General features: G+C 44.2%; 24 protein-coding genes. 18 read left to right on the top strand and 6 right to left on the bottom strand.

Annotation, left to right across the window (positions count from 1 at the left end; translation table 11 throughout):
- Positions 1–14: 14 nt before the first annotated feature.
- Positions 15–2,033, bottom strand: coding sequence for a methyl-accepting chemotaxis protein (locus R7R78_RS01910; RefSeq protein WP_206954084.1), 2,019 nt, complete (start codon positions 2,031–2,033; stop codon positions 15–17).
- Between the two features lie 134 nt (positions 2,034–2,167).
- Here R7R78_RS01910 and R7R78_RS01905 point away from each other — a divergent pair, with 134 nt between their 5' ends.
- Entirely contained in the window at positions 2,168–2,662 is a 495-nt protein-coding gene (locus tag R7R78_RS01905; protein WP_186584267.1) for an NlpC/P60 family protein, read from the top strand.
- Between the two features lie 45 nt (positions 2,663–2,707).
- Here R7R78_RS01905 and R7R78_RS01900 read toward each other — a convergent pair whose 3' ends face one another.
- The 3 genes from R7R78_RS01900 to R7R78_RS01890 all read right to left on the bottom strand — a co-directional run bounded on the left by R7R78_RS01900 (position 2,708) and on the right by R7R78_RS01890 (position 5,179).
- Complete coding sequence (locus R7R78_RS01900; protein WP_005377620.1) at positions 2,708–3,052, bottom strand: DUF3802 family protein; 345 nt, start codon at positions 3,050–3,052, stop codon at positions 2,708–2,710.
- Positions 3,053–3,242: 190 nt separating this feature from the next.
- The gene (locus R7R78_RS01895) at positions 3,243–4,205 is read right to left on the bottom strand and encodes a GGDEF domain-containing protein (RefSeq protein ID WP_025766666.1); all 963 of its coding nucleotides are present in this window, start codon (positions 4,203–4,205) and stop codon (positions 3,243–3,245) included.
- Entirely contained in the window at positions 4,205–5,179 is a 975-nt protein-coding gene (locus R7R78_RS01890) for a response regulator (protein WP_042523017.1), read from the bottom strand. The genes R7R78_RS01895 and R7R78_RS01890 overlap by 1 nt, the downstream gene beginning before the upstream one ends.
- Before the next feature lie 224 nt (positions 5,180–5,403).
- Between R7R78_RS01890 and R7R78_RS01885 the strand changes: the two genes are divergently transcribed.
- Both R7R78_RS01885 and R7R78_RS01880 read left to right on the top strand, forming a co-directional pair.
- The gene (locus R7R78_RS01885; protein ID WP_005377623.1) at positions 5,404–6,270 is read left to right on the top strand and encodes a fructosamine kinase family protein; all 867 of its coding nucleotides are present in this window, start codon (positions 5,404–5,406) and stop codon (positions 6,268–6,270) included.
- A 253-nt stretch (positions 6,271–6,523) separates the two neighbouring features.
- On the top strand, positions 6,524–6,718 hold the full coding sequence (locus R7R78_RS01880) for a CPXCG motif-containing cysteine-rich protein (RefSeq protein ID WP_017634925.1): 195 nt from the start codon (positions 6,524–6,526) through the stop codon (positions 6,716–6,718).
- Positions 6,719–6,793: 75 nt separating this feature from the next.
- Here R7R78_RS01880 and R7R78_RS01875 read toward each other — a convergent pair whose 3' ends face one another.
- A complete protein-coding gene (locus R7R78_RS01875) occupies positions 6,794–7,405 on the bottom strand; it encodes a riboflavin synthase (RefSeq protein ID WP_005377625.1) in 612 nt (203 codons plus the stop codon).
- A 392-nt stretch (positions 7,406–7,797) separates the two neighbouring features.
- Between R7R78_RS01875 and R7R78_RS01870 the strand changes: the two genes are divergently transcribed.
- Entirely contained in the window at positions 7,798–9,168 is a 1,371-nt protein-coding gene (locus R7R78_RS01870) for an MATE family efflux transporter (protein WP_005377626.1), read from the top strand.
- 134 nt (positions 9,169–9,302) lie between these two features.
- Entirely contained in the window at positions 9,303–10,301 is a 999-nt protein-coding gene (locus R7R78_RS01865) for a DUF3080 domain-containing protein (protein ID WP_225472915.1), read from the top strand.
- A gap of 15 nt (positions 10,302–10,316) precedes the next feature.
- On the opposite strand, the gene R7R78_RS01860 is transcribed toward R7R78_RS01865, so the two are convergent.
- Entirely contained in the window at positions 10,317–11,162 is an 846-nt protein-coding gene (locus tag R7R78_RS01860) for a DNA ligase (RefSeq protein ID WP_225472913.1), read from the bottom strand.
- A gap of 422 nt (positions 11,163–11,584) precedes the next feature.
- Between R7R78_RS01860 and R7R78_RS01855 the strand changes: the two genes are divergently transcribed.
- From R7R78_RS01855 to R7R78_RS01795, 13 genes are all read left to right on the top strand, one after another.
- Positions 11,585–11,905: an STAS domain-containing protein gene (locus R7R78_RS01855; RefSeq protein WP_017634929.1), complete on the top strand. Its 321-nt coding sequence runs from the start codon at positions 11,585–11,587 to the stop codon at positions 11,903–11,905.
- Between the two features lie 26 nt (positions 11,906–11,931).
- On the top strand, positions 11,932–12,798 hold the full coding sequence (locus tag R7R78_RS01850; protein ID WP_225472911.1) for an OmpA family protein: 867 nt from the start codon (positions 11,932–11,934) through the stop codon (positions 12,796–12,798).
- Positions 12,795–14,897: an SLBB domain-containing protein gene (locus R7R78_RS01845; RefSeq protein ID WP_064353904.1), complete on the top strand. Its 2,103-nt coding sequence runs from the start codon at positions 12,795–12,797 to the stop codon at positions 14,895–14,897. Before R7R78_RS01850 ends, R7R78_RS01845 begins: the two co-directional genes overlap by 4 nt.
- On the top strand, positions 14,897–15,583 hold the full coding sequence (locus R7R78_RS01840) for an AAA family ATPase (RefSeq protein WP_005377635.1): 687 nt from the start codon (positions 14,897–14,899) through the stop codon (positions 15,581–15,583). Before R7R78_RS01845 ends, R7R78_RS01840 begins: the two co-directional genes overlap by 1 nt.
- A gap of 11 nt (positions 15,584–15,594) precedes the next feature.
- The gene (locus tag R7R78_RS01835) at positions 15,595–15,975 is read left to right on the top strand and encodes an Hpt domain-containing protein (protein ID WP_149191800.1); all 381 of its coding nucleotides are present in this window, start codon (positions 15,595–15,597) and stop codon (positions 15,973–15,975) included.
- A 308-nt stretch (positions 15,976–16,283) separates the two neighbouring features.
- A complete protein-coding gene (locus R7R78_RS01830) occupies positions 16,284–17,810 on the top strand; it encodes a sigma-54-dependent transcriptional regulator (protein WP_213962555.1) in 1,527 nt (508 codons plus the stop codon).
- A complete protein-coding gene (locus tag R7R78_RS01825) occupies positions 17,785–18,855 on the top strand; it encodes a glycosyltransferase family 4 protein (RefSeq protein ID WP_213962556.1) in 1,071 nt (356 codons plus the stop codon). Before R7R78_RS01830 ends, R7R78_RS01825 begins: the two co-directional genes overlap by 26 nt.
- 144 nt (positions 18,856–18,999) lie before the next feature.
- Positions 19,000–20,184: a glycosyltransferase gene (locus R7R78_RS01820; protein ID WP_225472910.1), complete on the top strand. Its 1,185-nt coding sequence runs from the start codon at positions 19,000–19,002 to the stop codon at positions 20,182–20,184.
- A gap of 11 nt (positions 20,185–20,195) precedes the next feature.
- On the top strand, positions 20,196–21,368 hold the full coding sequence (locus R7R78_RS01815; protein ID WP_017634933.1) for a glycosyltransferase: 1,173 nt from the start codon (positions 20,196–20,198) through the stop codon (positions 21,366–21,368).
- Positions 21,361–22,791 carry a lipopolysaccharide biosynthesis protein gene (locus tag R7R78_RS01810; protein WP_065274518.1) on the top strand — a complete coding sequence of 477 codons (1,431 nt, stop codon included), beginning with the start codon at positions 21,361–21,363 and terminating at the stop codon, positions 22,789–22,791. The genes R7R78_RS01815 and R7R78_RS01810 overlap by 8 nt, the downstream gene beginning before the upstream one ends.
- On the top strand, positions 22,788–24,152 hold the full coding sequence (locus R7R78_RS01805; protein WP_005377645.1) for an O-antigen ligase family protein: 1,365 nt from the start codon (positions 22,788–22,790) through the stop codon (positions 24,150–24,152). Before R7R78_RS01810 ends, R7R78_RS01805 begins: the two co-directional genes overlap by 4 nt.
- A 115-nt stretch (positions 24,153–24,267) precedes the next feature.
- Positions 24,268–25,392, top strand: coding sequence for a glycosyltransferase (locus tag R7R78_RS01800; RefSeq protein ID WP_225472909.1), 1,125 nt, complete (start codon positions 24,268–24,270; stop codon positions 25,390–25,392).
- Positions 25,389–26,822 (top strand): GumC family protein, encoded by a 1,434-nt coding sequence (locus R7R78_RS01795; protein ID WP_225472908.1) that lies wholly within the window; start codon positions 25,389–25,391, stop codon positions 26,820–26,822. Before R7R78_RS01800 ends, R7R78_RS01795 begins: the two co-directional genes overlap by 4 nt.
- Positions 26,823–26,910: the final 88 nt, after the last annotated feature.

Genomic DNA, 26,910 nt, shown 5'->3' with positions numbered 1-26,910 from the left:
TGGAAACATCTCATTTACTTGGTCTGATGAAGCTCATACTTGTGCAGCATTGCTTGCTGGTGCCCGGCAATTTCCGCCACTTGCTCAGAACTCTCAACCATAGACTCAAGCTGCAGCTTTGTGCGTTCGCCAAGATCAGAAATATGCGTGATGGATTGAGATACATCTGCCGTCGCTCGTTCTTGTTCTTCTGTAGCAACTGAGATTTGTTCAACACGTTCTTGAATGTGCTTAACCGCGAGGTTGATATCAGAAAATGTCGATTTCACTTCATTGCTGGACTGTAGCGCGTGGGTCATTTCTTCTCTTGAATCATTAACTGCTTGGCGCGAACGCTCTGCGGCAGTAATAAGCTCGCTCATCATTTCTCGGATGTTCGTCGTTTGTTGAGAGGTATCACTTGCAAGTTTGCGAACTTCATCAGCGACAACCGCAAATCCACGCCCTTGCTCACCAGCACGGGCAGCCTCTATTGCCGCGTTGAGAGCAAGTAAGTTGGTGTTGTCCGCGATCCCACTGATCATATCCACCATTTCACGAATCTGTTTAACACGCTGGTCTAGCTCTAACATTGACTGTTCATTTACATCCAAAGAGCTTTCTAATGACTCCAAACGTTCGCGGTTTTGTTCCACGACTTGAACCCCTTTTTCAGTGTGTTGGGTTGCAAGGAGCGAGTCCTGTGAAGATGCATTTGTCACCATTGCTATTTCACGAATAGAGGCTTCAAGCTCCGTTATGGTCGTGATCATACTCGACAACGCTTCATTTTGTGTTGCCAACCCATCACTTGTTTGTTCGGCTGCACTGTGACTTACTTCTGCCGTCTGATAAAGCGTTTCACAATTGCGCGTCACCGTTTGAATGGAGTCGTGTGTGGAATCGATTACTTGATTCAACTTTCGTGCTACTTCTTTCAGCTCATAGGGGCCGACTTCTTCTGCCTTGTCACGAAAATCATGTTCGGTAAGTGCTGAAAGACGCGTTAGTACATTCCTTAACCCTCGGTTTGTCCATGACTTTAGGCTAAACCAAGTAACCAGAATAATAAAAGAAATCACACACGCCGCAAACACGAGCACAACGCTCACCGATTCAATGGTCTCGTTGACCACCCGCTCCTTTTCATCGATCAACTGACCAGCGGTTTGGGAGATTTGATCAAGTAACCGCATGGTTTCATCCGCAAGCATCGAAGCCTGTTTAAACTCTGAACGTTGCAATTCCCCTTGTTCTAGTTTGGCGAGGATCAAACGCAGCACGCCCTTTTCACTAAAGCCTTGTTTCACCATCTCATATGGTGCGGTTAAGCTTGCATATTCACTTACTTCAGGATGGAAAGATTGGAAGTCTTCATAGGCGAGTTTAATACCTGCTATGCGATTTCGCATTTCTCGGTATTCTTTTTCGGCTTTGTTTAATTCTGAGTGCATCATCATGACTAAGAACGTACTTTCCATTGAGCTTGCAGAAGCAATGAAACGGTTAGCGGCATCGCTCGACTCAGGATTATCAGCACTAAGGAACGAACTGATTCGATTCATTTCCGGACCGATAGAGCTAAGCCCATAGCGAAACCCACCAACAGCGGCATCAATATCCATTTGAATTTGTATCACCGAAGATTGCTTCAACAAAATGGACTGCGTGATGTTATGTAAACGCGCTAGTTTGGTGTCTAACTCCTCCGAGAGTTGCTGAGCTACACCAGACGCTTTCACAACCAAAGTTGTGCTTTGAGTTGCAAGAGAGTCGATTTGCTCTTTTATGAGAGGCAACTCTTTCGGCTCAGTAATCTGCATACCATGGTTGAGTAGCTTAACCATCTCCAATACATTCCTGGTTAACTTTGCGTTTGCCATCGCGATTGGTAATGCTTTTTGCGACAAGTCTTCAAATTGTTCCCCTACCTGTTCCATTCCTTTGAAACTTGAGACAGAAAGGGCTATAACAAGAGCAATGATAGTTAAAAATGTTGCACTGACAGCCTGAATCAGTGAAAGTGATGTGCGTGAGCGTTTTCGCTTTGCCATAATCAATTTTTATTCTTTCTTAAGGTTGAATCGGTTCTGCAGTGATTCCGTCACATTTGTGAGACAAAACCGTGATTTGCAGCCCATACTATGGATTGGTTATGACACTAATATTTCAGTTGTGAGTCATAGAGATGACAGGTGGTGATTTGCGTCGAGTATATTTTCCTTTGATAATCAGTGTGCTACTAAGCGCCTGCTCTTCTGGGCCTGAGCCTAGTGAGCAAGCACAGGTGACAACACCTACAAATCAGCTATTGTCGGACAACCCTGACTTGTTCGACTTTTACTCAGAGTGGCACGGCACGCCTTATCGCTTAGGCGGGACACAGAAATCTGGAATTGATTGCTCAGCATTTGTACAAAAAGCGTTTATTGAGGCTTATCAGCTCTCGTTACCAAGGACAACGAAGCAGCAATCAAAGCAAGGTGTGGAGTTAAGTTGGACGGATGCCAAGCAAGGGGATCTAGTGTTTTTTAAAACAAGACGTACAACTTATCATGTCGGAATTTACTTGGGTAACAAGCAGTTCATGCATGCATCGACGTCTAGAGGTGTGATTATTTCAAGAATCGACAACCCATACTGGGCATCTAAGTTTTGGCAAATAAGAAGAGTTACAATGTAACTCCTCTCACTCTTTAACCGGACATTGCTGTAAGTTAAAACAATATCAGTCGTAAGTCGCAACAGCATTATCGAACAGATTTTTGACCAGAGCGATGTATTCATCAAGGAACGTGATCTGTTCATTGGTCGCTTTTTTATGCCATACCCCAGCCAATATCTCACCAAGATCTTCAACAACTGCATCAGCCTCTTTCAACAATTTGAAGCGTACGCTCGAGTGAAGTTCTGGATTTTGCTCAAAAATCGCCATGATGTTTGAAGCCACCATATCGGTGACAACATCTTCGATGCTTTCGGATCCAGTGTCGCCAATTTCGGTCGTAAAAATATCTAGATTTAGAGACAAGTGCTCGATAAGAGCGAGATATCCATCGGTTTCTAAAACCACTGTTTTTCTCCGTTTATTGCAAGCCTTCGAAGCTGAAAGCAGAATAGTTTCAATAGTAAGACATGCCGAGAAAATTTCATTAACTTATTTCATATTAACAAACATTCACGAACCAACTGGATGATTTTCAAACAATTGAGCTTTGCTTCACTGAGTTCGGATACAGGGTTTCTTCAAACCTTTTTATATTTCAGTCATTTTCATGCAAACAGGTTTGGTTACGACCATTTTCTTTTGCACGATACAGCGCAGCATCGGCACTCTTTAACCATTGAGTGTGAGTTTCAAAATAAGGCTTATACTCGCAAACACCAATACTTATCGTGTAATTAATCAAAAAATCTTCCACTTTCACGATCTCTTGCTCAATTCTTTTGCGCAAACGCTCTGCGAAATAGCAAGCTTGCTCCTGGTTTGTGTGAGGAAGTAGTACCGTAAACTCTTCACCACCAAAACGACCGCAGATGTCACTGCTCCTTGCTGTTTTTCTCAACAAGGCAGAGGTTCGACGAATGACTTCGTCCCCTGTCGGGTGACCATAAGTATCATTCACCTTTTTAAAGTGGTCGATATCGAATATTACTAATGAGCATGGTCCGTCGATAACTTTTAAGTGAGCAAACTCATCTTTCAATGATTGCTCCCAATAAGCGCGATTAAATAAACCTGTTAAACCATCTTTGCGACTGATTTCCGACAAATGTTGATTTGTTTCTTTCAAATGAATGCGATTTCTCGCAGTTTCAGAAACATCATTGACTTGAATCGCTATGTGGCTGACCTCTCCAGAGAGCCCAATTAACGGCGTGATCACGATATCTTGATACATAAAATCACTGCTGTTTGAAACCGGAGAAAAATTGTTGAACTTAAAAAGGTACGGTCGGTTTTCCCAGCTAGAAAAAGAACGAGTTTCCAGATCGGCGGCAGCTTTTATCTTGGTTTCTAGCCAAGTTCTTGGCAGCTCTTCAAAATGCTCAAATAAACATTCACCAAGAATTTCTTGTGATAGAACGCCACTGTATGACTGCATAAAACTGTTCCACACACACACTTTATACTCTTGATCCAAAACAATAAGCCCTGAATCCATCGTATCGAGAATTTGTGTGACCCAATGAAAGTCTGCTATGTCCAGCGTGATATCGGACATTAGATTAGCTCCATGATTTCATAGATTATTTCTACGGATGGCTTATCAATTAAAAACAGTACCTCGCACTCGAAATCGAGCGCTTCTGCCATGTAGGTGTATTCAATAGTAAAGAGCTCACCCAACTCGCCTTGCTCTTCACAATAAGGTGTTAAGGTATCCACAATGCCTGGCTGACGAAGTGAGAATTGCTTGTCGAGTTGATCGCCTAACGACGTGAGAAATGACGAAACCAGTAGGTTAGAGATATTCAAGATGATTTCATTATGAGGCGTAAACTCAAGGAGGTAACCTAATTTTTCCCCAATCTGATTGATATCCCTACCACGTAAGCACACCAGTGCCTCTCCGTGAATACCACCACCGACAAACCTCTGCGCTACCGCAACGGAACTGTCACGCCCAACCACATCAACCAGTGTCATATGAAGCTCGCCGTAGGACAAAGGTCCAACATGAGGAACAGGAAGTTGGATGAACTCATGTAAATGGTCGGCCATAATCGCAGCCCCTTTACCAAGGGCAATGTTCGCAATTTCACGGAATTTGGCTAGTAAGGAAAGCTCTTCGCAACCCTGGTTTTTAGAATCAACCGAATGACTAGGTTTGAACGCATAATGCAGCCCTAATTGTTCGTATAGTGGGAGCACCTGCTCTTCTGTCAGAGGCTTAGCGATAAAAGCTTGAGCACCAAGATCGAGACAGCGCTGTTTTGCCTCTTGTTGAACATCTCCAGAAATAATGACGATGTTGGTCGGGTACTGACTAACAGGTAATGATTCGAGGACCTCAAAACCATCCATTATGGGCATCGTTAAATCGAGAAACAAAATATCGATATTTTGCTCAGCAAGAATATTAAGCGCCTCATAACCATCTTGCGCTTCAATAAGATGCAATGATGTATCTTGTACGATAGAACGCGCAATAAGCTTTCTTGCAACAGCTGAGTCATCACATATCAGTATTTTCATGCCACCAATGGAACTAACGTCAAAAAAATCATAATACCTGTTGTAAACGTTCATCTCCATATGCTAAGCCAACAAATCAGAGGCTTATAAGCGACTTGATTCACATTTATACAAATTGACTACACTAAGAGGAAGGTTTCTTTACTAAGTATGCTCAACATAGCGCCAACTCCCTGCTATTTATCCTAAACTATTGGTGGTCAAATAGATTCGCGAGGTTTTGTATGTGGCAAGCAATATCGCAACAGCTTTCTGATACTTTATTGTTCGATTACCAGATCACGGAAAAAGTAAGGCTGTCTGGTGGGGATATCAGTGAAAGCTACATGATCAATGATGGCGAGCAACGTTATTTTGTGAAAATTAACGATCGCGAGTTTTTGTCTAAATTTGAGGTAGAAGCTGAAAGCCTGCATCTTTTGCGTGAAACATCCACCCTATTTGTACCTGAGGTGGTATTGGTTGGTAAAACCAAAAATGCCTCATTCCTAATTCTTAACTACCTTCCAACGAAACCATTAGAAGATGGTCCCAACAGCTTTAAATTTGGGCAGCAATTAGCTCACCTACACCAGTGGGGCGAGCAAAAAGAGTTTGGTTTTGATACCGACAACTATCTCGGTTCGACTCTACAGCCCAACAAATGGCACAAGAAATGGTGTGTATTCTTTGCTGAGCAACGCATAGGATGGCAATTACAGCTCCTTAAAGAAAAAGGCGTCACCTTGGTTGATATCGATGACTTTATCGATGTCGTAAAACAGCGGCTAGCAAACCATGCTCCGGAACCTTCTTTGTTGCATGGCGATTTATGGAATGGAAATGCGGCACTCACTGCATTCGGTCCTATCTGTTACGATCCTGCGTGCTATTGGGGGGACAGGGAGTGCGATATTGCGATGACGGAGCTTTTTGGTGGATTTCAACCAGAATTTTATCAAGGTTACGAATCGGTTATGCCACTTTCTTCAAGCTATGAAGAGCGTAAAGATATCTATAACCTTTACCATGTTCTCAACCATTGTAATTTGTTTGGCGGCCATTACTTGGAACAGGCTCAACTGGTTATTAATAAAATCATTTCTTATTAATTTGGAAGCCACTGCATATTTCAAGATGTAAAATCTCGAGGCACATCACTACAGAAAATCACCCTAAGCTCAAGGTTGAGTTTGGGGTCAAGTTTTGTACTTATTTCGACTCAATTAGCAACAACTCGACCTAATATCAAAGGAGACTTAACTTTGGATTGTGCCTATTTTCCTTGTAGGCAAAGTAAGTAAAGGGCTGTACTTCGTTGATGAATAGTGTGTTTAAAAGCCCTGCGAGATTAGGAGTTGTTGTATGAAAAATTATACCGAAAGGTATGTAAAGTGCCCGCATTGCGGACATTCTATCGGCATTACATTGGATGCAAGCAATGGTGACCAAGAGTTTTATGATGATTGCCCAGCTTGTTGCCACGCTATCCACCTAAATATGCGAGTGGATGAGTTACAAGATAAGGTCGAACTATTTATCGATGACAATTACGAATAGCAGCTCGAGCATGTGAACATCAGAAATATAAAAACGCTTAAATGAAAAAGGAGCACTCGGCTCCTTTTTCTCATTCTAAAGCTGTTTTGCTGCAAGAACGCGCTCAACAGTATCAACAATTGCTTGAGTCTGGGGATCAAACTCAATATTAACACGCTCCCCTACTTGTCTCACTCCGAAAAGCGTTCGCTGCAAGGTTTCTGGAATTAGGTGTACCGAAAAACGACACGCTTCAACTTCACCAATAGTTAGCGAGCAGCCATCTAAACCAATGTAACCTTTCGCTAATACATATTTCATTGATTCTTGCGGCAGTTGGAACCAAATCGTGCGGTTATTGGGCGTATCGATGATATCGACAATATCTGCCGTTAAACTAATATGACCAGACATGCTATGCCCGCCTATTTCGTCACCAAACTTAGCCGCGCGCTCAATGTTTACGCTATCCCCTTCCACCAGCCGACCTAAATTAGTAAGAGCCAATGTCGCTTGCATTAAATCAAAACTGATAAGGTTGCCTTCGATCTTAGTCACAGTTAGACAACATCCGTTGTGTGCAACGGATGCACCAATTTCTAACCCTTTACAAAGTTCATCGCTTAACTCGACAACGTGCGTTTGAAAGCGTTCTTTTTTATCAATTTTAACGACCTTCGCCGTACCCTGAACTATTCCTGTAAACATTTCTTTTTACCTATTGATTTAATACCAACTGTAGTCGAAGACTAAGCCCTAAACACTGCGCTACAGGTCGGAAATAAAGACCGCAGACGATAAAGCCATGGCTTAATGAACACTGGTTTGTTCTCATGCATGCTTCAACATTACCATGATTCGCTGCTGTTCTCAGTAAAAGCGTATCCTTAGCGTGGAGAGCGTCCAGTCAGTGTTATCGACTATTCGCTACCTAGCTATGGAATATAAACATACAATTGTTTATCATTTGCGCGGAGTTTCTCCGAGGCATTTTTTCACCTTATCGTGACTAAAATCAACCATCAGATCCGTTCACCACATCTTTTGCCCTCGAGTACTCTCATTCTTTCAACTTATTGTTCCGCTCTGGAGTATTTTTCGTGCATCGCTATAAAGAAGAAGCATCAAGTCTTATCAAATTGGCGACCCCGGTATTGATCGCATCTGTCGCTCAAACTGGTATGGGGTTTGTTGATACCGTAATGGCTGGCGGCGTTAGCGCCACCGACATGGCTGCGGTTTCTGTCGCTTCAAGTATTTGGCTACCATCCATTTTGTTTGGGGTGGGTTTATTAATGGCATTGGTCCCTGTTGTCGCACAGTTAAATGGCTCTGGTCGTCGAGTGAAAATCCCGTTTGAAATTCAGCAAGGCGTCGTTTTGGCATTGCTGATCAGTGTGCCGATAATTGCAGTCCTGCTTCAAACCCAGTTTATTCTCGGGCTGATGGATGTTGAAGCACTGATGGCTGAAAAAACGGTGGGATACATTCATGCCGTTATATTAGCAGTACCCGCTTTTTTACTTTTCCAAACGCTTAGAAGCTTTACGGATGGTATGTCATTGACGAAGCCGGCAATGGTGATTGGCTTTATCGGTTTGCTGCTCAACATTCCTCTAAACTGGATTTTCGTGTACGGCAAGTTTGGTGCACCTGAATTAGGCGGTGTTGGCTGTGGTGTAGCAACCACGATTGTTTACTGGGTCATGTTTGCCATGCTATTGCTGTATGTGATGACATCAGAGCGATTGAAAAGCATTAACCTATTTGGAGAATGGCACCGCCCACAATGGAAAGCGCAAGTTCGTCTATTCAAGCTCGGCTTTCCTGTTGCAGCAGCGCTGTTTTTTGAAGTGACACTGTTTGCTGTTGTTGCACTGCTCGTTTCACCACTGGGTCCTATCATTGTGGCAGCGCATCAAGTCGCGATTAACTTCTCCTCGTTGGTATTTATGCTACCAATGAGTATTGGTGCAGCAGTAAGCATTCGTGTCGGCCATCGACTTGGTGAAGAAAACGTCGATGGCGCGCGCGTAGCGTCACGAGTCGGCATTATGGTTGGTCTAGCTTTGTCCGTTCTCACGGCGATTTTAACCGTCTTGTCTCGTGAGTGGATCGCCGAGCTTTACACTAGCAACCCAGAGGTAATCACTCTAGCGATGCACCTGCTCGTGTTTGCCGCTGTTTATCAATGTACGGATGCGGTTCAAGTGATCGCAGCTGGTGCATTACGCGGCTATAAAGACATGCGAGCCATCTTCAACCGTACTTTTATTGCTTATTGGATTCTTGGGCTGCCAATTGGTTACGTCCTTGGCCGTACAGACTGGATTGTCGAGCCAATGGGAGCACAAGGCTTCTGGCTTGGTTTTATCATCGGCCTATCTTCTGCGGCCTTTATGTTAGGCGTCAGAATGCGTTGGATGCATCGCCAAGAGCCAGAAGTGCAATTGAACTTTTCAGTTCAATAAAAAGTAAAAAAAGCCAGCATCCGCTGGCTTTTTTGATCGAATAATTACACGGTTGAGTATACTTATAACAAGATTGCGAAGTGGTTGATTTTGCTCTCTAGACAACGGATACGAAGTTATAAAAAAGGATATTTGTGCGGTCTATTTTATTGTTCTTAATCTTGCTTCTTAATGGTTGTGATAACTGGTTCAATCCAGAGAACGCCATGTTTGATAAGTATCATCAACGTGTAGCCAATGTATTGGAAGTTCCTGCTATTCCAATAGAATTACAGTCTACGGTAACGATTCCTGCGAAACGCGTTTTGTTCGAGCCATTGCCAAGGTTATCTATTGGCCTGCTAGAGAGCTATCAATTACGACAATGCGGACTCTTTAATTTACTTGCCGAGAAAAACTCACAACTTGGAAAGGTGCAGGATGCCTTTCATGATTTTGATTATCAAACTGCCCTTTTAAGAGTCATGAATCGATGTTTATCCGAATTTCCACTTAGCGATGAAGAACGCGCGACATTGACAGAGCTTTACTCAACCAAGTGGCAACATTTAGACATTCATCTCGACAACTTACTACTCGTAAGTAATGCCATGCAAAAGCAACTAACAGCCTCTGATTGGCTATCTCAAAATACGACGAATGATATTGCACGCATTAACGATGTCTATCGTATTTTCAGCGAAATGTATGATTTACCCCACCGCGCGGTCTCACGTCTACCCGATGTGGAAGTTACGCAATATCAAGAAGAGTTAGAGAAATCTCGTTTACTCGGACGACTTTACTATTCAATGGTAAACACATCCCTTTGGTTAAAAGCGACAACTCAGCTACTTGAACAGAACCAGAGCAATGTATTGTGCGGGCCGAACAGAGACACCACTCAGTTCCGCTACTTAAGAAATGTCTTTCAATCCATTTACGTTGAAGAAGTGCAACCTTATTTGGCTTATTTAGACAGTACCTATCAACAACTTAATGATGGTGCCACTTTGGTGGAGAACCGTATGCAACTCCATGGTCACCAGTATGGCATCATTGAGGCACATAGGACATTTAGGCAAGAAACCCTAAACCACGTTCAGTTTTGGCAGGGTCTCTTCAAACGATGTGGCGTAACCGTTGGCAACTAGTAAGTGCAGAGCGTTCTATTCCTTCAATCTTTCACGCAAGAATCGAGCAAAACGTGGTTTACCAGTATGTGTAAAACCGTTATATCTAAATGTAATGGTTGAACCAATTTTCGGAGGCTGGCGACGTACTTCATCGGTAAATCCGCTACCGATGTAAAACTCAATGCCATTTGGTAAGCGAACTAACATTGCTCCCATCATACCTAACAAGCGCCCTGTTCCTGGCTTATAACCCACAACTAACGCTTCATCATCTGAGTATCGTTTTAGTTTAAGCAAATCACTACCGCGTCCAGCCTGATAGCGGCTTGATACCTTCCGCAACATCACCCCTTCACCGTCGGATATTGAAATTTTATCCAACTGTGTAAACAGATGAGCTTCATTTTGAATCGCTCTGTGCTCGACATATTTGATATGAGGCTGGTCGACTTCAAGCACTAAGTCTTTGATGTTGTAATAACGCTTCCGATAATCACCAGCGGAATATGGCATATCAAAGATCATAAAGTCGATAAGTCGCCAAGCAGACTCTACAGGAGTTTTATCTAACACCGTTTGCTGAACAAGATGGAAATTACCTCTCCCAGCCCAAAGTTCACCGTCCAACGGATAATCAGGTAAAGGTCCTGTAAACCAATCTGGGGCGTAGATTCGATTACCATTTCTCGTCACGAGATGTTGCCCAGTCCAATAAGCGCGAACACCATCAAGTTTTTCGCTATACCAATATTCAGACACATCAATACCATCCTGATAGCTTTGTGCAAGAGAAACTGGTGGTGCGAGAGAAGTATCCGCTTGAAGCTGTGAAGACGCTGCCATAACAGCCAGCGCAATTAATGTCATTTTTAATGGCATAAGAAGACCTTGTACAAAAAATCGTCTTTATTGAAACGTAAGTCCTCTCGATGACCTATTTATTACTAGTTGTTCTTCGACTCATAACAATCAACATTAGTAATAATTTGCAAAGATAATCATAAACTTTAGACAGGTTTTGCATTTAGTCGTTACACGTTGTTCACTTAAGGCGGATGGTTCGTCAATCGAGTTGGAATCTAATCATGACGAGATCCCCCGCTCTAATGACTTCTTTAGGTTCAACACCTCTTATAAGCAAACCATTTCTCTGTGCATTTTTGATTCTCAATTTGAGAATCAGTCCTTTCTCAAATTGAACAATATCATTAACAATATTTAACTGTTTGATTTTTCATTAATTTCAAATTGGCACGTTACCTGCTCTATATCCAATTAGAAAAACAAACGGAGACAGAGTCATGGAATTACGCAAACTAGAAATCAATCAAGACAAGTTAGCCATTGAGTTTTTTGGTGACTTAGACGCAAGTGGCTGTCGACAAGCACAACATCACATTGATGAAGTAATTCACAACAATCATCACAAAGAAGTCGAAATTAACCTACAGCACGTCCAATTTCTTGATTCTTCAGGGATTGGTGCCATTGTTTACTTATATAAGCGTCTAGTTGAACGTGAAAGAAGCATGAGTATTGAAAACGTATCAGGCCAACCTTTAGAAATCATGAGCTTGCTTCGTATCAACCATGCCATTCCCGTTAACTCAAAAGGACACTAAAAATACCGGTTTAAACGGAGGTTGGCATGGTAAATCTTATACGACGATATGCAGTAAGCGGTCTTGTTGTCGGCATGTTTGGTTGTTCGTCGTTTGACTACCCAGAACACGGGAAAGGTGGCTTGGCGGAAAGCTATCAAGATATCTCGATCGAGAATTATCAGTTTTCCCCAGTGATGCCTGACGAGCCTTTAGGTCCAGAACATGGGTTAAGGTTTGATTGGCAACTGACCAAGTTACATCTAGACTCACTAATCCAAGAGGGCGCGCGCTGGTGTTTTCCTGCGGCAGTTGTTCAGGCCCTTGAAAAACAAAATAGAATTGCGCGCGAGTTGGAAGGTGGGCTTTTACTCGACGCTGCCAACGACCTTGTGATTCAGCGTCGACGCTTAAACCAGCTCGAACAACAACTCGACTACGTACTGAGCCAAACCACTTGCACACCGCCCGATGATATTGAAGCACTACGTAGCGACCTAAACATAGTCTCGGATATCTATGCACTACTTAATATCGACAACCAGTTTGCTGTCGATTCAGCAGAAATCAACCCGAAGTACATGGGACATTTGGCAGAAGCAGCCTACATTTTACGTGACCACCCCAACCTATCTCTTGTAGTAACGGGGCATGCGGATGCAACTGGAACACCCGATTACAACCAGAAACTTGCTCAAGCGCGTGCGGAACAAGTAAAGCGTTACCTAACCGTATTTGGTATCACTTCAGAGAGAGTCACTACCAAATCTGTCGGAGATAACCTGCCACTCTATGAAGGTGAAACATCCGCCGTGCGTTTAACTAATCGTCGAGTAAGCATCGAGGTTATTAGCCCTAATTCAGATAGCGATACCTCAATAAACCGCAACCCAACGGCAGGAGGCGCACTATGAACACGATGAAACCATTTATCCTCTTAATGTTGTTGTGTCTGGTCGCGTGGGTACCATCTTCCATAGCGGATGAGAGCAATACTGTTAAGGTCGGTGATTTAATACAGATTAACTTACCTGGAGAGGCGTCGTTAAACCAAGGGTTTCAGGTTGATCGTCGTGGACGAATTAATTTACCAGAAGTCGGCCCTGTATTAGTGGCCGGCTACAATGAACAACAACTCCAAGACGTGATTATCGACAGGCTAAAGACCGTGTATCGTGACGTTAACAACGCTCGAGTTTTTATTAAACAGCAACAGTTGTTAGTGTCCGTTCAAGGCTACGTGGTCAAACCCGGTGAATATACCTTACCTTCTGGGTCCAACATTCAAATGTTTGTGTACGAAGCTGGCGGCCTGCGCGCTGGGGCTCAGCTTGATAAAATGATCGTGAAACGTGGAAATAAAAACATTGAATTTGACTACAAACGCTTCCTTGATACGGGGGACAATAGCCAACTGCCAAAACTAGAATCACTGGATGTCTTATTTGTCCCCGCTTCCCCACTCGTAGGGAATATTGAGCAAGAGTTTGATGCAGCAAAACTCGCGAATTCAGGTGACAGCGCAGATTCCGCTCGTGCAATCAAAGTCTTTGGTGAAGTCAACGCACCTGGCTCGTTCTCATACAAGCCAAACACCACGCTAGTTGATGTCGTAATGCGAGCTGGCGGCGTGACACGATATGCCAGTGTTGAGCAAATTCGCGTGATAACAAACAATAACCCAACCATGTTTAACCTGAAAAAGTACCTTGATACTGGAGACCAAAGCCTACTGCCGGAGATCCTGCCAGGTGCCACCATCTTTGTCCCAAAACAGGAAGAAGAAATCAAAGCAGGTGCAAATGTGGTTTACGTGATGGGTGAAGTCGCCCATCCTGGGGCATACGAAGGCAAGCAAGGCGCTAGCTTCATGGATATCCTCGCCAACGCTGGCGGGCCCACTCGCTACGCAGAATCTCGCCAAATTCGCGTTATAAAAGCCGATGGCAAAGTCATCAAATTCGATCTTACCGCGCATACAGAAGGACTATCTTCAGCCAGACCACCAAATGTTGGACCAGGAGACGCGATTTTCGTACCGGAGAAAACCGATTTCAATGAGAAGTCTTGGTTAAAAGTAGCACCTAGTCGAGCGGTCGCAGTGATGGGAGAAGTTGTTCGCCCTGGACGCATCGAGTGGTCAGACGAAATGGATTTGATTGATCTGCTTGCACACGTTGGTGGCCCAACTCGACGAGCTGATACCACCAAAATTGAAGTCGCCAATAACGGTCAAATGACACAATTTGACTTAGACCAATACATTCTGGATGGCTCACCAACATCAAGCCTACCTCGAGTTTCCGCTGGTACAGTCGTAAGGGTACATGCATTGCCTGACGACCCATCCGATAATAAGTCGCAATGGGTAAGCCAAAGCTCTGACGCATCGATATACGTTTTCGGGCAAATCAATGCACCTGGGCGCTATCGTTTCACCGAAGATATGCATTTTCTGGATATTTTATCTGCCGCCGATGGACCGACAATGGATGCAGATATTCACAACATCCGTGTCACACACCGAGGCCTAGGTTATGCCAAAGTGAGTAAATTGAATTTATCGATGTACTTTGAAACAGGCGATGAGTCAATTCTGCCCCACGTTCGTCCTGGTGATACCATTTACATTCCAGAAAAAAACAAAAACTGGTTAGATCGTTCAAAAGAGTCCACGGTACGCGTATTAGGTGAAGTAAGAGACCCAGGGCGATACGTATTTAATGACAACATGACTGTGCTTGATCTGTTAGCGGAAGCAGGAGGACCAACTGACAATGCCTACCTTGAAAAGATCAGTGTGGTCAATATGTCTTGCTGCCAGGGCCAAGCCCGAACATTTGATTTGGTGAACTTTAGTAAAACAGCCAACATTTATGAGCTGCCAGTCATTCGCGCAGGCGACACGATTTACATTCCCCATAAAGACGAAAGCTTTGTTGAAAAAGCGAGGGCCGGATTAAGAGATATTTTACAAATAACCACAACCATCGTGTTAATAGGAGCGTTGTAATGACTATTCCTGCAACTCACGCTGAGATTGAGCAAATTTATCTTCAGAGTGAACAGAAAGGCCACAAAACGATTTGTGTTGTGGGTTGTAAATCTGAAGATGGTGTCACTTCCGTGGCTTCATCTCTTGCAGAGCGCTTGGTTTTAGCAGGCCACAATACTTTGTATGTAGACCTTAACTTATTCAAACCCGCTTATCACACTGTTCACGAATTTGATGATGACGAGAAGGTTGGCCATTTGATCACACGAGAGAATACACATCAAACTTTAGTCGGCCTCCCTGCTCCGTCTCTCGCCAGCACTCAGTTAGCGTACCGAGACCCAACAACGCTGAAACAAAACATTGCACAATGGTTAACGCAGTACGAGCGCGTCGTGATAGATACATCACCACTTCTTAGTGTCAACCGAAGCAATATTGCGCCTCAAGTGATTGCTGGCGTATGTGATGCTACTTTGTTAGTAGCGCATTATGGCTCTACGACTGCAACCCAGCTCGAGCAAGCCAAAAAGCTACTCGATGCTAGCGATGCGAACTTGATTGGTTCTGTACTGAACATGAAGCACACTCCAAGCCTGAAAGATGAGTTAATCCGCCAAGTTTCCAAGCTGCGTTTCTTACCAAAAAAGTGGAAAGAAAAACTGTCTCAGCAAATTAAAAAAAGCGAACTGTTTATGTTATAGGGAGCGCTATTATGACGATAAATAATACATTGACTATCGAGCAAGAATTAGTGGATGAGCATATTCTTCAGCAAATGATCAAAGATACGTGCGCCGAAATCATCCCTACCTTGATTGAGCACTATGTCGAAGAGTCACGCGATCGCATGGAGAAAATAGAGCAAGCATTAAGCACAAAAGACCTTCAAACATTAGAGTTCGAGGTTCACACACTGGGCAGTTCTGCTCTCGCTCTAGGCAATCGAACGCTTTCAAGACAAGCAAGAATGATTGAGAAGTACTGTGTCGAAGGAAAAATACCAAAAGCATTGGAGCTTTGTGAAACACTTCCTCAACTCGCCAATGAATCGTTTGATGCGTTAGAAAAGCGAAAAGCTCAAGGGTTTGAGTAGTATCAGTGTCTTACTCCCTAGCGAAGCATCGCGTTTGATAAAGCGCGATGCCGACATCATCTCAGAAATTTAGGCTCCAAATTCAGTCACCCTCGCCAAGCCACACACCTTGAAATTATTTGGGTATAACTTAATCAATTAAAAAGTATGGATTTTTCGCAAATTTCCTACCTTGTGCTAATACTTAAATAACGCTTTTCTCAAATTGAGAATTTTCAGCACTAGAGAGCTATAAACCACTCATAATGCCAAATAGTAGTGCTGACAAAAATCATAAAAAATGAAACAAACTACGTTGGGATGGGACTATGAGACCAAGGGTGTTACTGGTAGAGGACTCTACTTCACTAGCCATACTTTATAAGCAGTATGTGAAAGACGAACCTTATGACATTTTTCATGTCGAGACAGGTCGCGAAGCGATTCAATTTATTGAAAGAAGCAAACCTCAGCTCATCATTCTCGATTTGAAACTGCCCGACATGTCTGGCGAAGACGTGTTGGATTGGATCAACCAGAATGACATTCCTACGTCCGTTATTATTGCTACGGCACACGGCAGCGTCGACTTAGCCGTTAATCTAATTCAAAAAGGTGCGGAAGATTTCTTAGAAAAGCCCATAAACGCTGATCGCCTAAAAACGTCAGTTGCATTGCACCTTAAACGCGCCAAATTGGAAGATTTGGTGGAAAATATTCAGTCCAAGTTTGATCGCCACAACTATCACGGATTCATCGGTTCAAGTCTCCCGATGCAGGCGGTATACAAGACCATTGATGCTGTTGCGCCAACTTCTGCCAGTGTGTTTATTGTGGGAGAAAGTGGCACAGGTAAAGAAGTTTGTGCTGAAGCCGTCCACCGCCAGAGCGACCGTAAAGACAAGCCTTTTATTGCAATTAACTGTGGGGCTATTCCACGAGATTTGATGGAAAGTGAGATTTTTGGTCACGTTAAAGGGGCCTTTACTGGAGCAACAACAGATCGAAAAGGTGCGGCGACGCTGGCACATGGTGGCACGCTTTTTCTTGATGAGCTGTGTGAAATGGAACTTGAGATGCAAAAGAAGTTGCTCCGCTTTCTACAAACGGGCACTTACACCCCTCTTGGTGGCACTCGAGAAATGAAAGTGGATGTGAGAATCATTTGTGCCACTAACCGAGATCCATTAACAGAGGTAGAAGAAGGTCGTTTTCGTGAAGACTTATACTACCGTGTGCACGTTATACCTATCGATATGCCCCCATTACGTGAACGAGGAAGTGACATTGTCACGCTTGCCAAGCACTTCTTGACCACTTACGCCAAACAAGACAAAAAGAAATTCTCAACAATCGACAGCGAAGCTCAACATATCATCAAGCATTACGAATGGCCGGGTAATGTAAGGCAACTACAAAACATCATACGTAACATTGTGGTGCTTAATAACGACGAAAAAGTCACGGTGAGCCACCTACCCGCTCAACTTACTAAAAAGTCTAAAGTGACGAAAACAACGACGCCTGCGCATGTTGCTCAAGAGTCAGCAAACATTGCACCAATCACACCACCACCTGGTTATACTGAGGAACCTTCACCTTCTGCGGTCGAACCGTCGATTACCGCAGCGGAGCAGCCTAGTACACCGTCCTCTGCTGCTACCTCACCGTACTTTAACTCTGATGGAACCATTCGTCCTATGTGGCAAGTAGAGCGTGAAGCAATTCAAAACGCAATCGCGTACTGTGATGGCAACGTCCTCAACGCCGCTGTCATGCTGGAGTTAAGCCCATCTACGGTTTACCGAAAAAAACAAGCGTGGGAAGCGGATGAAATTAATCTCGAACAATCTTGATAAACCTGCCATTGGTGAAATTTGGATCTTGCTTGATAGCCGTCTATTCGGCGGCATTGAAAGTCACGTTATCGAGCTAGCTCGGGGATTAATCGCCTTTGGAAACAAAGCTCGAGTTGTGCTAACCACTGAGTATTCGCCAGCCGCTCAGATTGTACAGAAGGCAAAAGAAGCCGCGATCCCTGTGAGTTACTTAAACTATTTGTCTGGCGAGCCCAATAAAGCTTTAAAAATTAAACACCTAACAAGCGCCGTCGCCAATCACCAACCCTCAGTGGTTCACTCCCATGGTTATAAAGCGTCGATTTTGTCGCGCTGCGCCAAACTGCTCACCCGTACGTTTCCTCGTTTGATTTCAACTTATCATGCTGGTGAATCGTCCTCAGGAAAGCTATGGCTATACGATTGGCTTGATAGAGGCTCAGGCAGCCTATCTGACCATTGCTTTGCTGTCAGTCCAAGTATTCAGCGCAAAGTTTTTTGTTCTTCAGAACTGCTGAATAACTTTGTTTCGATTCCCAAAAGTCAACTCAACTATCAGGAGATCGCTTTTGTCGGCCGATTGAGTCAGGAAAAAGGCGCCGATCAATTTATTGAGGTAGCGAGGCTCTGTCCAACATTACAGTTTAGTGTGTACGGTGATGGCCCGGAAAAAGAGTCGCTTAATCAAACTGCCCCTTCAAATGTGACTTTCTTCGGCCATCAAACCGATATGGAAGGTGTTTGGGAAAATATCAGCGTACTTATCATCTCTTCTCGTTATGAGGGTCTTCCAATGGCGGCGCTTGAAGCCATGTCGAGAGGCATTGCCGTGATGAGCTTACGTGTAGGTCGTCTTCCAGATATTATCCAAACGGGTAAAAATGGTTTTATCGTCGAAGACATTCCCTCTCTTGCTAAATGTCTTCATGACTGGATGTCGATTGGTGAAGCGCAACAATCACTCATTCGCCAGAATGCTCGACAAACCATCATTGATGATTTCTCAGCGCAAAGTGTGATTCCCGTATTGCTACAAAAATATCAAATTGAAACGGATCACTAATCCATATTGGTTCTCAATATGAGAATGATGAGTTCCAAACATAAATATCATAGAAGATTCAATCACATAAACTAATGGCATATTTTGGCATCTCTATTGCAGCTCAGCAGTTAACGCAGATTAATGATGAGACAGAGGTGACTTATGACTACGCCAAAACGCATTCTATATGTTCATTATGGTGATAATTGGATTCGCGGCAGTGAAGTGGTGCTTCTGGATCTCATTTCAGGAATCGACCGCGATAAGTTTGAGCCATTCGTATGGTCCAACTGCCAACCATTAATCGATAAGTGCCAATCGCTCGGAATTGAAGCGGAACATTCAACCTTCAATTTGGTGGGTGGTTGGAGCGCTCCACGCTGGGATATTAGCGGGTGGAATAGCCTTATCAAACAAGGCTCAGCTTTGATCGAAAAGCACAGCATCGACTTGGTACACGTCAATAGCGGCGGCCCTTGTCAATGGATGTGTTTGGCTGCTCGCATGAATCATATACCACTTGTCACGCAACTTCATTGCCATTATACATTGCGCGATCGCTTCTCTCTCGGACTTCACCTCTCTCCAAAATTGATTTGCGTTAGCAAAGATGTTGGACGCGAAATTCTTCAGGACGGCTACCCGCAAAACCAACTTCATGTCGTACACAACGGCGTGTCACTTCAAGGCGTGGATACACCCATCGAAATTAAAGATCGCCTCGGAATCCCATCACAGGCCTTTACCTTTCTGTCGGTGGGTTCGCTGATTAAGCGCAAAGGGTTTGACCGCCTTATTCGGGCAATGCGCATGCACAACTACCACCACCACAACCCTCACCTTGTTATTGTTGGTGACGGCGAAGAAAGAGAAGCATTGCAACAGCTTGCCGCAGATCTTGGTATCCAAGAACGAGTGCACTTTGTCGGAGAGCAACACAATGCTGGAGCGTGGATGTGTGGTAATGCAGACGCTTTTATTAGCGGCGCCTATGAAGAGGCCTTTGGTCTCGTGCTCGGGGAAGCGGCTTTAGCTCAACTGCCTATCGTGGCTCCTAAAACGGGAGGCATTCCTGAGTTGTTCGAGCATAATCACTCTGCATTGCTGTACCAGAACAGTGGAATGGCGAGCCTGTTAAACGCGATTCAACAAGTCATGCAAGACGCGGCATTAAGAAACAAGCTGGCGGAAAACGCTTACCTACATGCTAGCCAGCACTTAACGACGACTGCATCTATCAACGCTATTGAACGTATTTACGAAGGTGAACTTAATAATAACGCCATTACACCAATGCCAATGACTCACTGCATGAAGCCTCTTTCACGCTGGTTGAGCATCAATTGAGGAGCCCGGTCATGAAACGTGTATTGATGTTCGACGCCATCCCAATGCAAGGTGGATCCAAAATCGCGAATGCAGAGCTCCTTAAGCAGTGCGATAAGCTGAACGTGATTGGTTATCTACTCACTACAAATCCAGAGCATTGGGCGTCACTGCTTAGTGATACACCGCGTGTGCAAGTTATAAAAATAAAACCATCACCATTTAACTCGACTCATGGCCTGACCTACTGGTTGATGAACGCTTACTACTTTCTCCAACTTCTCTACGCGTGCATGAAGCTGCCAAAAATAGATAGCTTTTTGGGCCTATCTTGCCCAAGTAATGATATGCCTTTGTACTTACTACGATTAATTAGCAAAAAGCCTGTGGTACAGATGGTTCATGGTCCTATTGGACGATCGAGATCTGCTGGCTACTGCTTAGTAAAAGCATCGGCAATTTACTACTTGGCAAACACCCGCGAATCAATGGTAGAAGCATTACAGGCCTACCTCAAAACAGAGAAGCCAGCCACCGAACGCTATTGGTGTGGTTTGAATACATCTACGTTTGTTAATGGATTATCGAAAGATCGCTGGCCAAAACAAGCGAATCCGATTTCAAGCCGCGTTTTCTGGGCAGCTAGCTTACTAAAATGGAAGAACATCGATCTTTTGCTTGATGCTTTAACACTTGATGAGTCGAAAAAGATCAAATCCACCGTGTGTTACATCAAACCTAACGTGGCAGGTGTGGAATATTCAACACCGGACTTCAACACACAAGGTGTTGAATGGCATGAGTGCCCAAACAACTTAGATGAATTGCGTTCACAGTGTGGTGTGTTTGTTTCCACCAGTATCAACGAACCTTTTGGGTTATCTATTTTGGAGGCTCTCGCTGCAGGTATGTGTGTCGTCATTCCACATGATGATAGTTATTGGGACCGCGTGTTAACTCACGGCCGAAATTGTATTAAATACACGCCTAACAATGTGGCTTCGCTACACAACGCAATTCGCCTTTTGAATGAATCGCCGTGGATGAAAGTAACGATGGGTATCGAAGCACTCAATGTTTCTCAACTATACACAGCCGAACGTTGTTATTTGCCAATCGCCCAGCACCTTGCTGCCGAAATTGCTACCAACAATGATTGCACACTCAAGACACCGCGAGACATCAAAGGATATGATCATGTCTAAAGCAATGACCAACATGACGCTATTTGCTATCGCCTTAGTGATCAATAAAAGCATCAGCCTAATCATGCTGCCTGTATTGCCCCACTTTCTCTCACCAGAGCAAATGGGCAAGCTTGAGCTTCTAACAACCTTTGGTGTTGTTACGACCTTGTTTGTCAGTTTCGCTTTGCATGAAGCGCTTTATCGATTCGTCGGCGTTGAAAAGGATCAAAATACGCGCACAAGCCTACTAAACCAGCTGTACTCACTTGCTTTACTCATCGCTGGCGTCGTCGCTCTTAGCTTGCTCACTATCATTTTAATCGCCCCCATTCCCGCGCCTTTTACGCGAGTCGAATTTGCTATTGTTATGTTTGCCATCGTTCTAGAGGGCAGTATTGCAATCGGCACTGCCTGGTTAAGAACACAAGACGACAAAGCAAGAACACTGCTTAACGTCATGGTCACTACCACCATTTTTCAGGTCATTTTTATCGTCGCGGCGCTGTCTGTTCATCCCCATGTTATTTCTGTTTTGTGGGGGGGCTTGTTGGCTGCTATTACTCAATTTGTTTGGCTGCACATCGTTAACCGTTACAATGTCACCCTTCCTAAGCTGACATTGGCAAAACAATACCTAAACTACTGCCTACCAATGATGATGGCTGGATTGGTTGCGTTCTGCCTCAATGGCGCTGAGCGCTGGTTCATTGGTGCCAACACTTCTCTTGCGACGTTAGGGATTTACGCGATAGCGGTAAAATTTGCAGTGGGCATGTGTATTTTAGTGCAGCCATTTGGCATGTGGTGGATGCCACGTCGATTTAATTACTTAGAAGGGCGCAAGAACACTGAAGCAGTGCGCATCACACACTTAGGTATGATTTACATTACAGGTTTGAGTGTAGTGGTCGGCACATTAGCAATGGTGATGATCACCTACTTACTGCCAGAAACCTATCATGAGGCGGTACTATTCAGCTTATTCTTGCTGCCTATCGCCATGTTAAAAGAATGGAGCGAACTCATTAATATTTCCATTTTGTACAAGCGTCGTACTCGCTGGCTACTGGGTATAAATGTCGTCTCTGCGTGCGTTGCGATTGCTTTGCTGTTTGGCTTATCTTCTCTGGGTATTTATGGGGGGTTCATTGCGCTTTATTACGCACAACTGTGTAAGCTGGGCCTGACTTATGTAGTAGGCCAGCAATGTATGGCGTTGCCTTTCCACCTAAGTCTGATGGTTTTATTACAGATTATATCCGGTGTGGCACTGTTCCTGCTTCACTCTTCACAATCAATAGGCATCGCCATCGCAATTTGCATTTTGACATGCAGTTTGCTGGCAGGGATAGCCACTCGCTACATGAGTAAAGAGACGCTAAATGCTCTCACTCGATACATAGTGAAAAGGCGTGGACAGGTGAAGAGATACTCGTTATGAATGAAACCAAGGTGAGAACAAAACAGTCCATCGCAGCACTGACGATTACAGTCTGTATCGGCCTGCTTTGGATTGTTATGCCTCATCCCATTTTGATTGTTGCGTTGTGTTTCGCACCACTCGCGTTACTGTTTGTTCTCAATCAAACGTTTTGGCTTGTCACACTGTTCGTTATTTTTTCATTCTTTCGTATTCACGAAGCCTTTCCTGTTATCTATAACTTCAAGATCCCATTACTGTTATCACTGGGGGCACTCGCCGCACTCGCCTTTCACCTTCTTATAAGCCGCCAGATTACAGCTTTTTGGCACCCTTCATTAAAGTGGCTGTGTATATTTTGGGGTCTGGTGATCATCGGAATAATATTCGCTTCCAGTCGTGATATCGCAATAACGGTGTTCAAAAATACCTATTGGAAAATCATCATTATGACGTTGGCCATCACCTGGCTTATTACTAAACCTTCACAGCTCGCTCAGATGTCAAAAGCAATTATTTTCGCCGGATTATTGATTGGCTTAGTGGCATTACAAAACGCTGCGAATGGCATTGATTTAGTCGAAGGAACGCGCGTGTCAATAGGACGATCCATAGGTTCAGTACTTGGCGATCCTAACGATTTGGCACTAGTGCTGATGTTTCCCCTTGCCTTTACTGTTAGTCAATTGATGGAGAAGCATTCCCCCAAGCATCTCAGACTCTTTGCCCTTATCACCTGTTTGGTTTTGTTCTTTGCGATCATTGAGACGCAGAGCCGCGGGGGGTTACTAGGTTCACTGTCTGTATTTGCCTACTTTGCTTTTAAACACATCAAAAGCAAAACATTAGTCTTGGTATTAGGCGCTATCGCAGCGATCGTACTCTACGCATTCGCTGGTATTTCAGGACGAGAATCGGGGGGAGCCGCTGAGGATGGTATAGATGCCTCTGCGATGGGGCGACTTTATGCGTGGGAAGCGGCATTTAAAATGGCGCTGCATCATCCGTTGACTGGCGTAGGTCTAGATAACTTCTATTTTAATTACTATTTCTACAGCCCACACTGGGATGGTATCAACCACGCCGTCCATAGCACTTGGTTTGGCGTGTTAGCAGAAACGGGTTTTGTCGGGCTCGCGGTGTTCATTACTTTAATTGTGTCATTGATCCGCACCTCTTTGCATTCCATCTCATTGTTGACACCAAAATCAGATTACACCCTCTCTGTTGGTGCAAACGCCGTGTTAAGTGGGCTTATCGGTACCATCGTATCAGGTACGTTTCTGACTCAAGGTTTCACTTGGCCAATTTACATTCTAGCGGCATTAACAGTTGTCGTTAGCCGAATTGTTCAAAGTGACTGTCAAAATGAGAAATCCTAGTTTCAAACATAAACAAAACCCATAACTCACTGTTTTAAAATGGCTAATTCCTTGGCACGCATTGTGATTACTCACTTAATTAGTAATCAAATAACCAAGACTCAAGGAGAGCCACATGACGGACATCGTAGTATTTGGAGAAGATTTTGGTGGGTTACCCTCTTCCACTCAGCATATTGTCAAGCAACTAGCAGCGAACCATCGAATCCTTTGGGTGAACTCCATTGGCCTTCGTCAACCTAAGCTGGATTCTAAAGACATACAGCGTGCGTTAAACAAACTCACTCGTGTATTTCATAACGTAGGCTCACACAAGCCAACATTGGACTCTGAAACAAACCCAAACATTCACATCATCAACTTGCTCACCATTCCTGCCCCTAGTTCTGCATTAGCAAGAAAAGTGGCCGCTAAGATGATGAAACACCAACTCAACAAACAATTACAAGCTCTTGGTTTTGATAAGCCTGTATTTTGGACGTCGCTCCCGACTGCTGCCGATCTTTGTGCAGAAATGAACCCACGTGGACTGATTTACTATTGTGGCGATGACTTTAGCGCTTTAGCTGGTGTTGACCACGACACGGTGGCCAAGCACGAACGTACTCTTGTTAATGCGGCCAGCGTTATCTTTACGGCAAGCGAAACACTCTCCACCAAATTTCCATCTGGTAAAACCGTCACTTTGCCTCACGGTGTCGACGTTAGTCTGTTTTCTGAGCCAGCACCTAAGGCTGAAGATTTTCCTAATAATGGTCGCAAAGTGCTGGGCTTTTATGGCAGTTTGTCTGAATGGTTAGACTACGACTTAATTGCCCAAGTCGCAGACCAAGCGCCTGACTGGGATCTCGTGTTCATCGGCCCTAACGAGTTCAGTGATAATCCACTTCCACAAAGATGCAACCTATACTACCTGGGCCCGAGAGCGCATCACACTCTGCCAAGCTACTCCCAACACTGGGATGCCAGTTGGTTGCCCTTTGTTGATAACGCTCAAATCAAGGCATGTAATCCGCTTAAACTTCTTGAGTACTTGGCAACAGGAACCCCTGTTATCAGCACACCGTTTCCTGCATTAATGCCCTACAAACATATGCTTCATGTGGTTCAAGATGTCGAAGACGTGCGTGCCAGTCTCGATCACCTCCTACCGCCACCGACAGATTCAAAGTCATTTGTTCAACAGCAAAGCTGGGAAGCAAGAGCCAACCAAGTTGATAAATTAGTGAGGGCGCTATGAACGATTTAAGAGAAAACCTCAGCGTACTGTTACATGGAGCTTGGAGACGTCGCTACATGATCGTTATTCCTATGCTTGTCTTGCCTGTGCTGGGTTTCATCGTAAGTAAACTGGTTCCGACGACTTATGTTGCTCATACCAGCATGCTTATTCAAGAGACAGCGAAAATGAACCCGTTCCTTCAAGACCTTGCCGTCTCAACAATGCTTAAAGACCGATTGAGCGCACTCAGTACTCTGCTAAAAAGCCGACACGTTTTGTATTCTGTCGCAAAAGAACAATCGCTGATCAATGACGAGATGAGTGCAAAAGAGCAAGAGTTCATCATAAAAGATCTTGCGTCGCGCCTGTCTGTTCAGCCACTCGGTAAAGACTTCATTCAAATTCAATTGCAAAGTGGTAAATCAGAAGGAATGGAGTCGATGCTGCTCTCTGTCAGAGAGCATTTTGTCGAACAGCTTTTGGCACCTGAGCGTTCTTCGATTAAAGATTCGAGCCATTTTTTGACTATCCATATCAACAAACGCAGGGAAGAACTAGACAAGGCAGAGCAAGCCTTTGCAGAATATAAAAATACTTACTCAGACGCGACGCCCGAAATGCAAGCTCAAAGCCTTACTCGCCTTGCTAGCCTCAAACAAACGCTAGCCGAAAAGGAAGCGGAGCTTGCTGGTGTTTCACGAAGTCTAGGCAGTTTGGATCAACAACTATCCAAAACGAACCCGGTTATCGGTAAACTGGAAGAGCAAATCATCGACATTCGTGGTGAACTTACCCTGCTTCGCGCTAAATACACAGAGGCGCATAGTTTGGTGCAAGGTAAGTTGCGAGAATTAAACCGGTTGGAGCAGGAACGCTCGGTACTCTTGAACTCTAAACAACCAGAACTAAACAGTGCTCAACTATGGGATATCGCGAGCAATACCACAGTAAACAGTCTTGGCGAAGCACAGCCTCTACTTGTCTCCCAACTACATCAATTACAAATGATGCGCGGACGTTTTGAAGCACTTACGGAAGAAACCAACAGCTTGCGAGACATGATCCAAGAATTAGAGCGAAATGCGCACCAATTTGGGAGCACAGCGACAGAAATCAACCGCTTAGCTCGTGACGTCGCAGTGAAGAGAGAAATGTATGATGAACTCGTCGAACGCTATGAGATGGCCCAACTAACGGGTTCTTTGGGAGAATTTGAAGAGAATAAGCGCGTAAAAATCATTGATGAACCGTTCACGCCAACGATTCCAACTAACTTACCTAGTTTTGTATTTGTCATTTTAGGATTTATTGGTGGCGCTGGTTTAGGCATTGGATTAGCGACGATACTAGAGTTAGCCGATAACTCTATCCGCTCTAAAAGAGCATTAGAAAAACACCTTGGTGTTCCTGTCATCACCACTTTACCTAACGTAGTGTACGGAAACTAACCGCCATAAGAACTCATTTACAAGCACTCGGTCGGCGAGTGCTTTTCTTTTACTACTGCCTTATACAGCCTCATAGCATGTCCACTAA

It is taken from the genome of Vibrio sp. 2134-1 (genome assembly GCF_033339495.1).
Note: the sequence above shows the minus strand (reverse complement) of the source record. Positions and strands in the feature narration are given on the sequence as shown.

Excerpts from the sequence above, each read along its gene's own strand:
- R7R78_RS01910 (WP_206954084.1), bottom strand. The coding sequence starts at position 2,033 with ATGGCAAAGCGAAAACGCTCACGCACATCACTTTCACTGATTCAGGCT.
- R7R78_RS01905 (WP_186584267.1), top strand. The coding sequence starts at position 2,168 with ATGACAGGTGGTGATTTGCGTCGAGTATATTTTCCTTTGATAATCAGT.
- R7R78_RS01895 (WP_025766666.1), bottom strand. The coding sequence starts at position 4,205 with ATGTCCGATATCACGCTGGACATAGCAGACTTTCATTGGGTCACACAA.
- R7R78_RS01890 (WP_042523017.1), bottom strand. The coding sequence starts at position 5,179 with ATGAAAATACTGATATGTGATGACTCAGCTGTTGCAAGAAAGCTTATT.
- R7R78_RS01885 (WP_005377623.1), top strand. The coding sequence starts at position 5,404 with ATGTGGCAAGCAATATCGCAACAGCTTTCTGATACTTTATTGTTCGAT.
- R7R78_RS01880 (WP_017634925.1), top strand. The coding sequence starts at position 6,524 with ATGAAAAATTATACCGAAAGGTATGTAAAGTGCCCGCATTGCGGACAT.
- R7R78_RS01875 (WP_005377625.1), bottom strand. The coding sequence starts at position 7,405 with ATGTTTACAGGAATAGTTCAGGGTACGGCGAAGGTCGTTAAAATTGAT.
- R7R78_RS01860 (WP_225472913.1), bottom strand. The coding sequence starts at position 11,162 with ATGCCATTAAAAATGACATTAATTGCGCTGGCTGTTATGGCAGCGTCT.
- R7R78_RS01855 (WP_017634929.1), top strand. The coding sequence starts at position 11,585 with ATGGAATTACGCAAACTAGAAATCAATCAAGACAAGTTAGCCATTGAG.
- R7R78_RS01850 (WP_225472911.1), top strand. The coding sequence starts at position 11,932 with ATGGTAAATCTTATACGACGATATGCAGTAAGCGGTCTTGTTGTCGGC.
- R7R78_RS01845 (WP_064353904.1), top strand. The coding sequence starts at position 12,795 with ATGAACACGATGAAACCATTTATCCTCTTAATGTTGTTGTGTCTGGTC.
- R7R78_RS01840 (WP_005377635.1), top strand. The coding sequence starts at position 14,897 with ATGACTATTCCTGCAACTCACGCTGAGATTGAGCAAATTTATCTTCAG.
- R7R78_RS01835 (WP_149191800.1), top strand. The coding sequence starts at position 15,595 with ATGACGATAAATAATACATTGACTATCGAGCAAGAATTAGTGGATGAG.
- R7R78_RS01830 (WP_213962555.1), top strand. The coding sequence starts at position 16,284 with ATGAGACCAAGGGTGTTACTGGTAGAGGACTCTACTTCACTAGCCATA.
- R7R78_RS01825 (WP_213962556.1), top strand. The coding sequence starts at position 17,785 with ATGAAATTAATCTCGAACAATCTTGATAAACCTGCCATTGGTGAAATT.
- R7R78_RS01820 (WP_225472910.1), top strand. The coding sequence starts at position 19,000 with ATGACTACGCCAAAACGCATTCTATATGTTCATTATGGTGATAATTGG.
- R7R78_RS01815 (WP_017634933.1), top strand. The coding sequence starts at position 20,196 with ATGAAACGTGTATTGATGTTCGACGCCATCCCAATGCAAGGTGGATCC.
- R7R78_RS01810 (WP_065274518.1), top strand. The coding sequence starts at position 21,361 with ATGTCTAAAGCAATGACCAACATGACGCTATTTGCTATCGCCTTAGTG.
- R7R78_RS01805 (WP_005377645.1), top strand. The coding sequence starts at position 22,788 with ATGAATGAAACCAAGGTGAGAACAAAACAGTCCATCGCAGCACTGACG.
- R7R78_RS01800 (WP_225472909.1), top strand. The coding sequence starts at position 24,268 with ATGACGGACATCGTAGTATTTGGAGAAGATTTTGGTGGGTTACCCTCT.
- R7R78_RS01795 (WP_225472908.1), top strand. The coding sequence starts at position 25,389 with ATGAACGATTTAAGAGAAAACCTCAGCGTACTGTTACATGGAGCTTGG.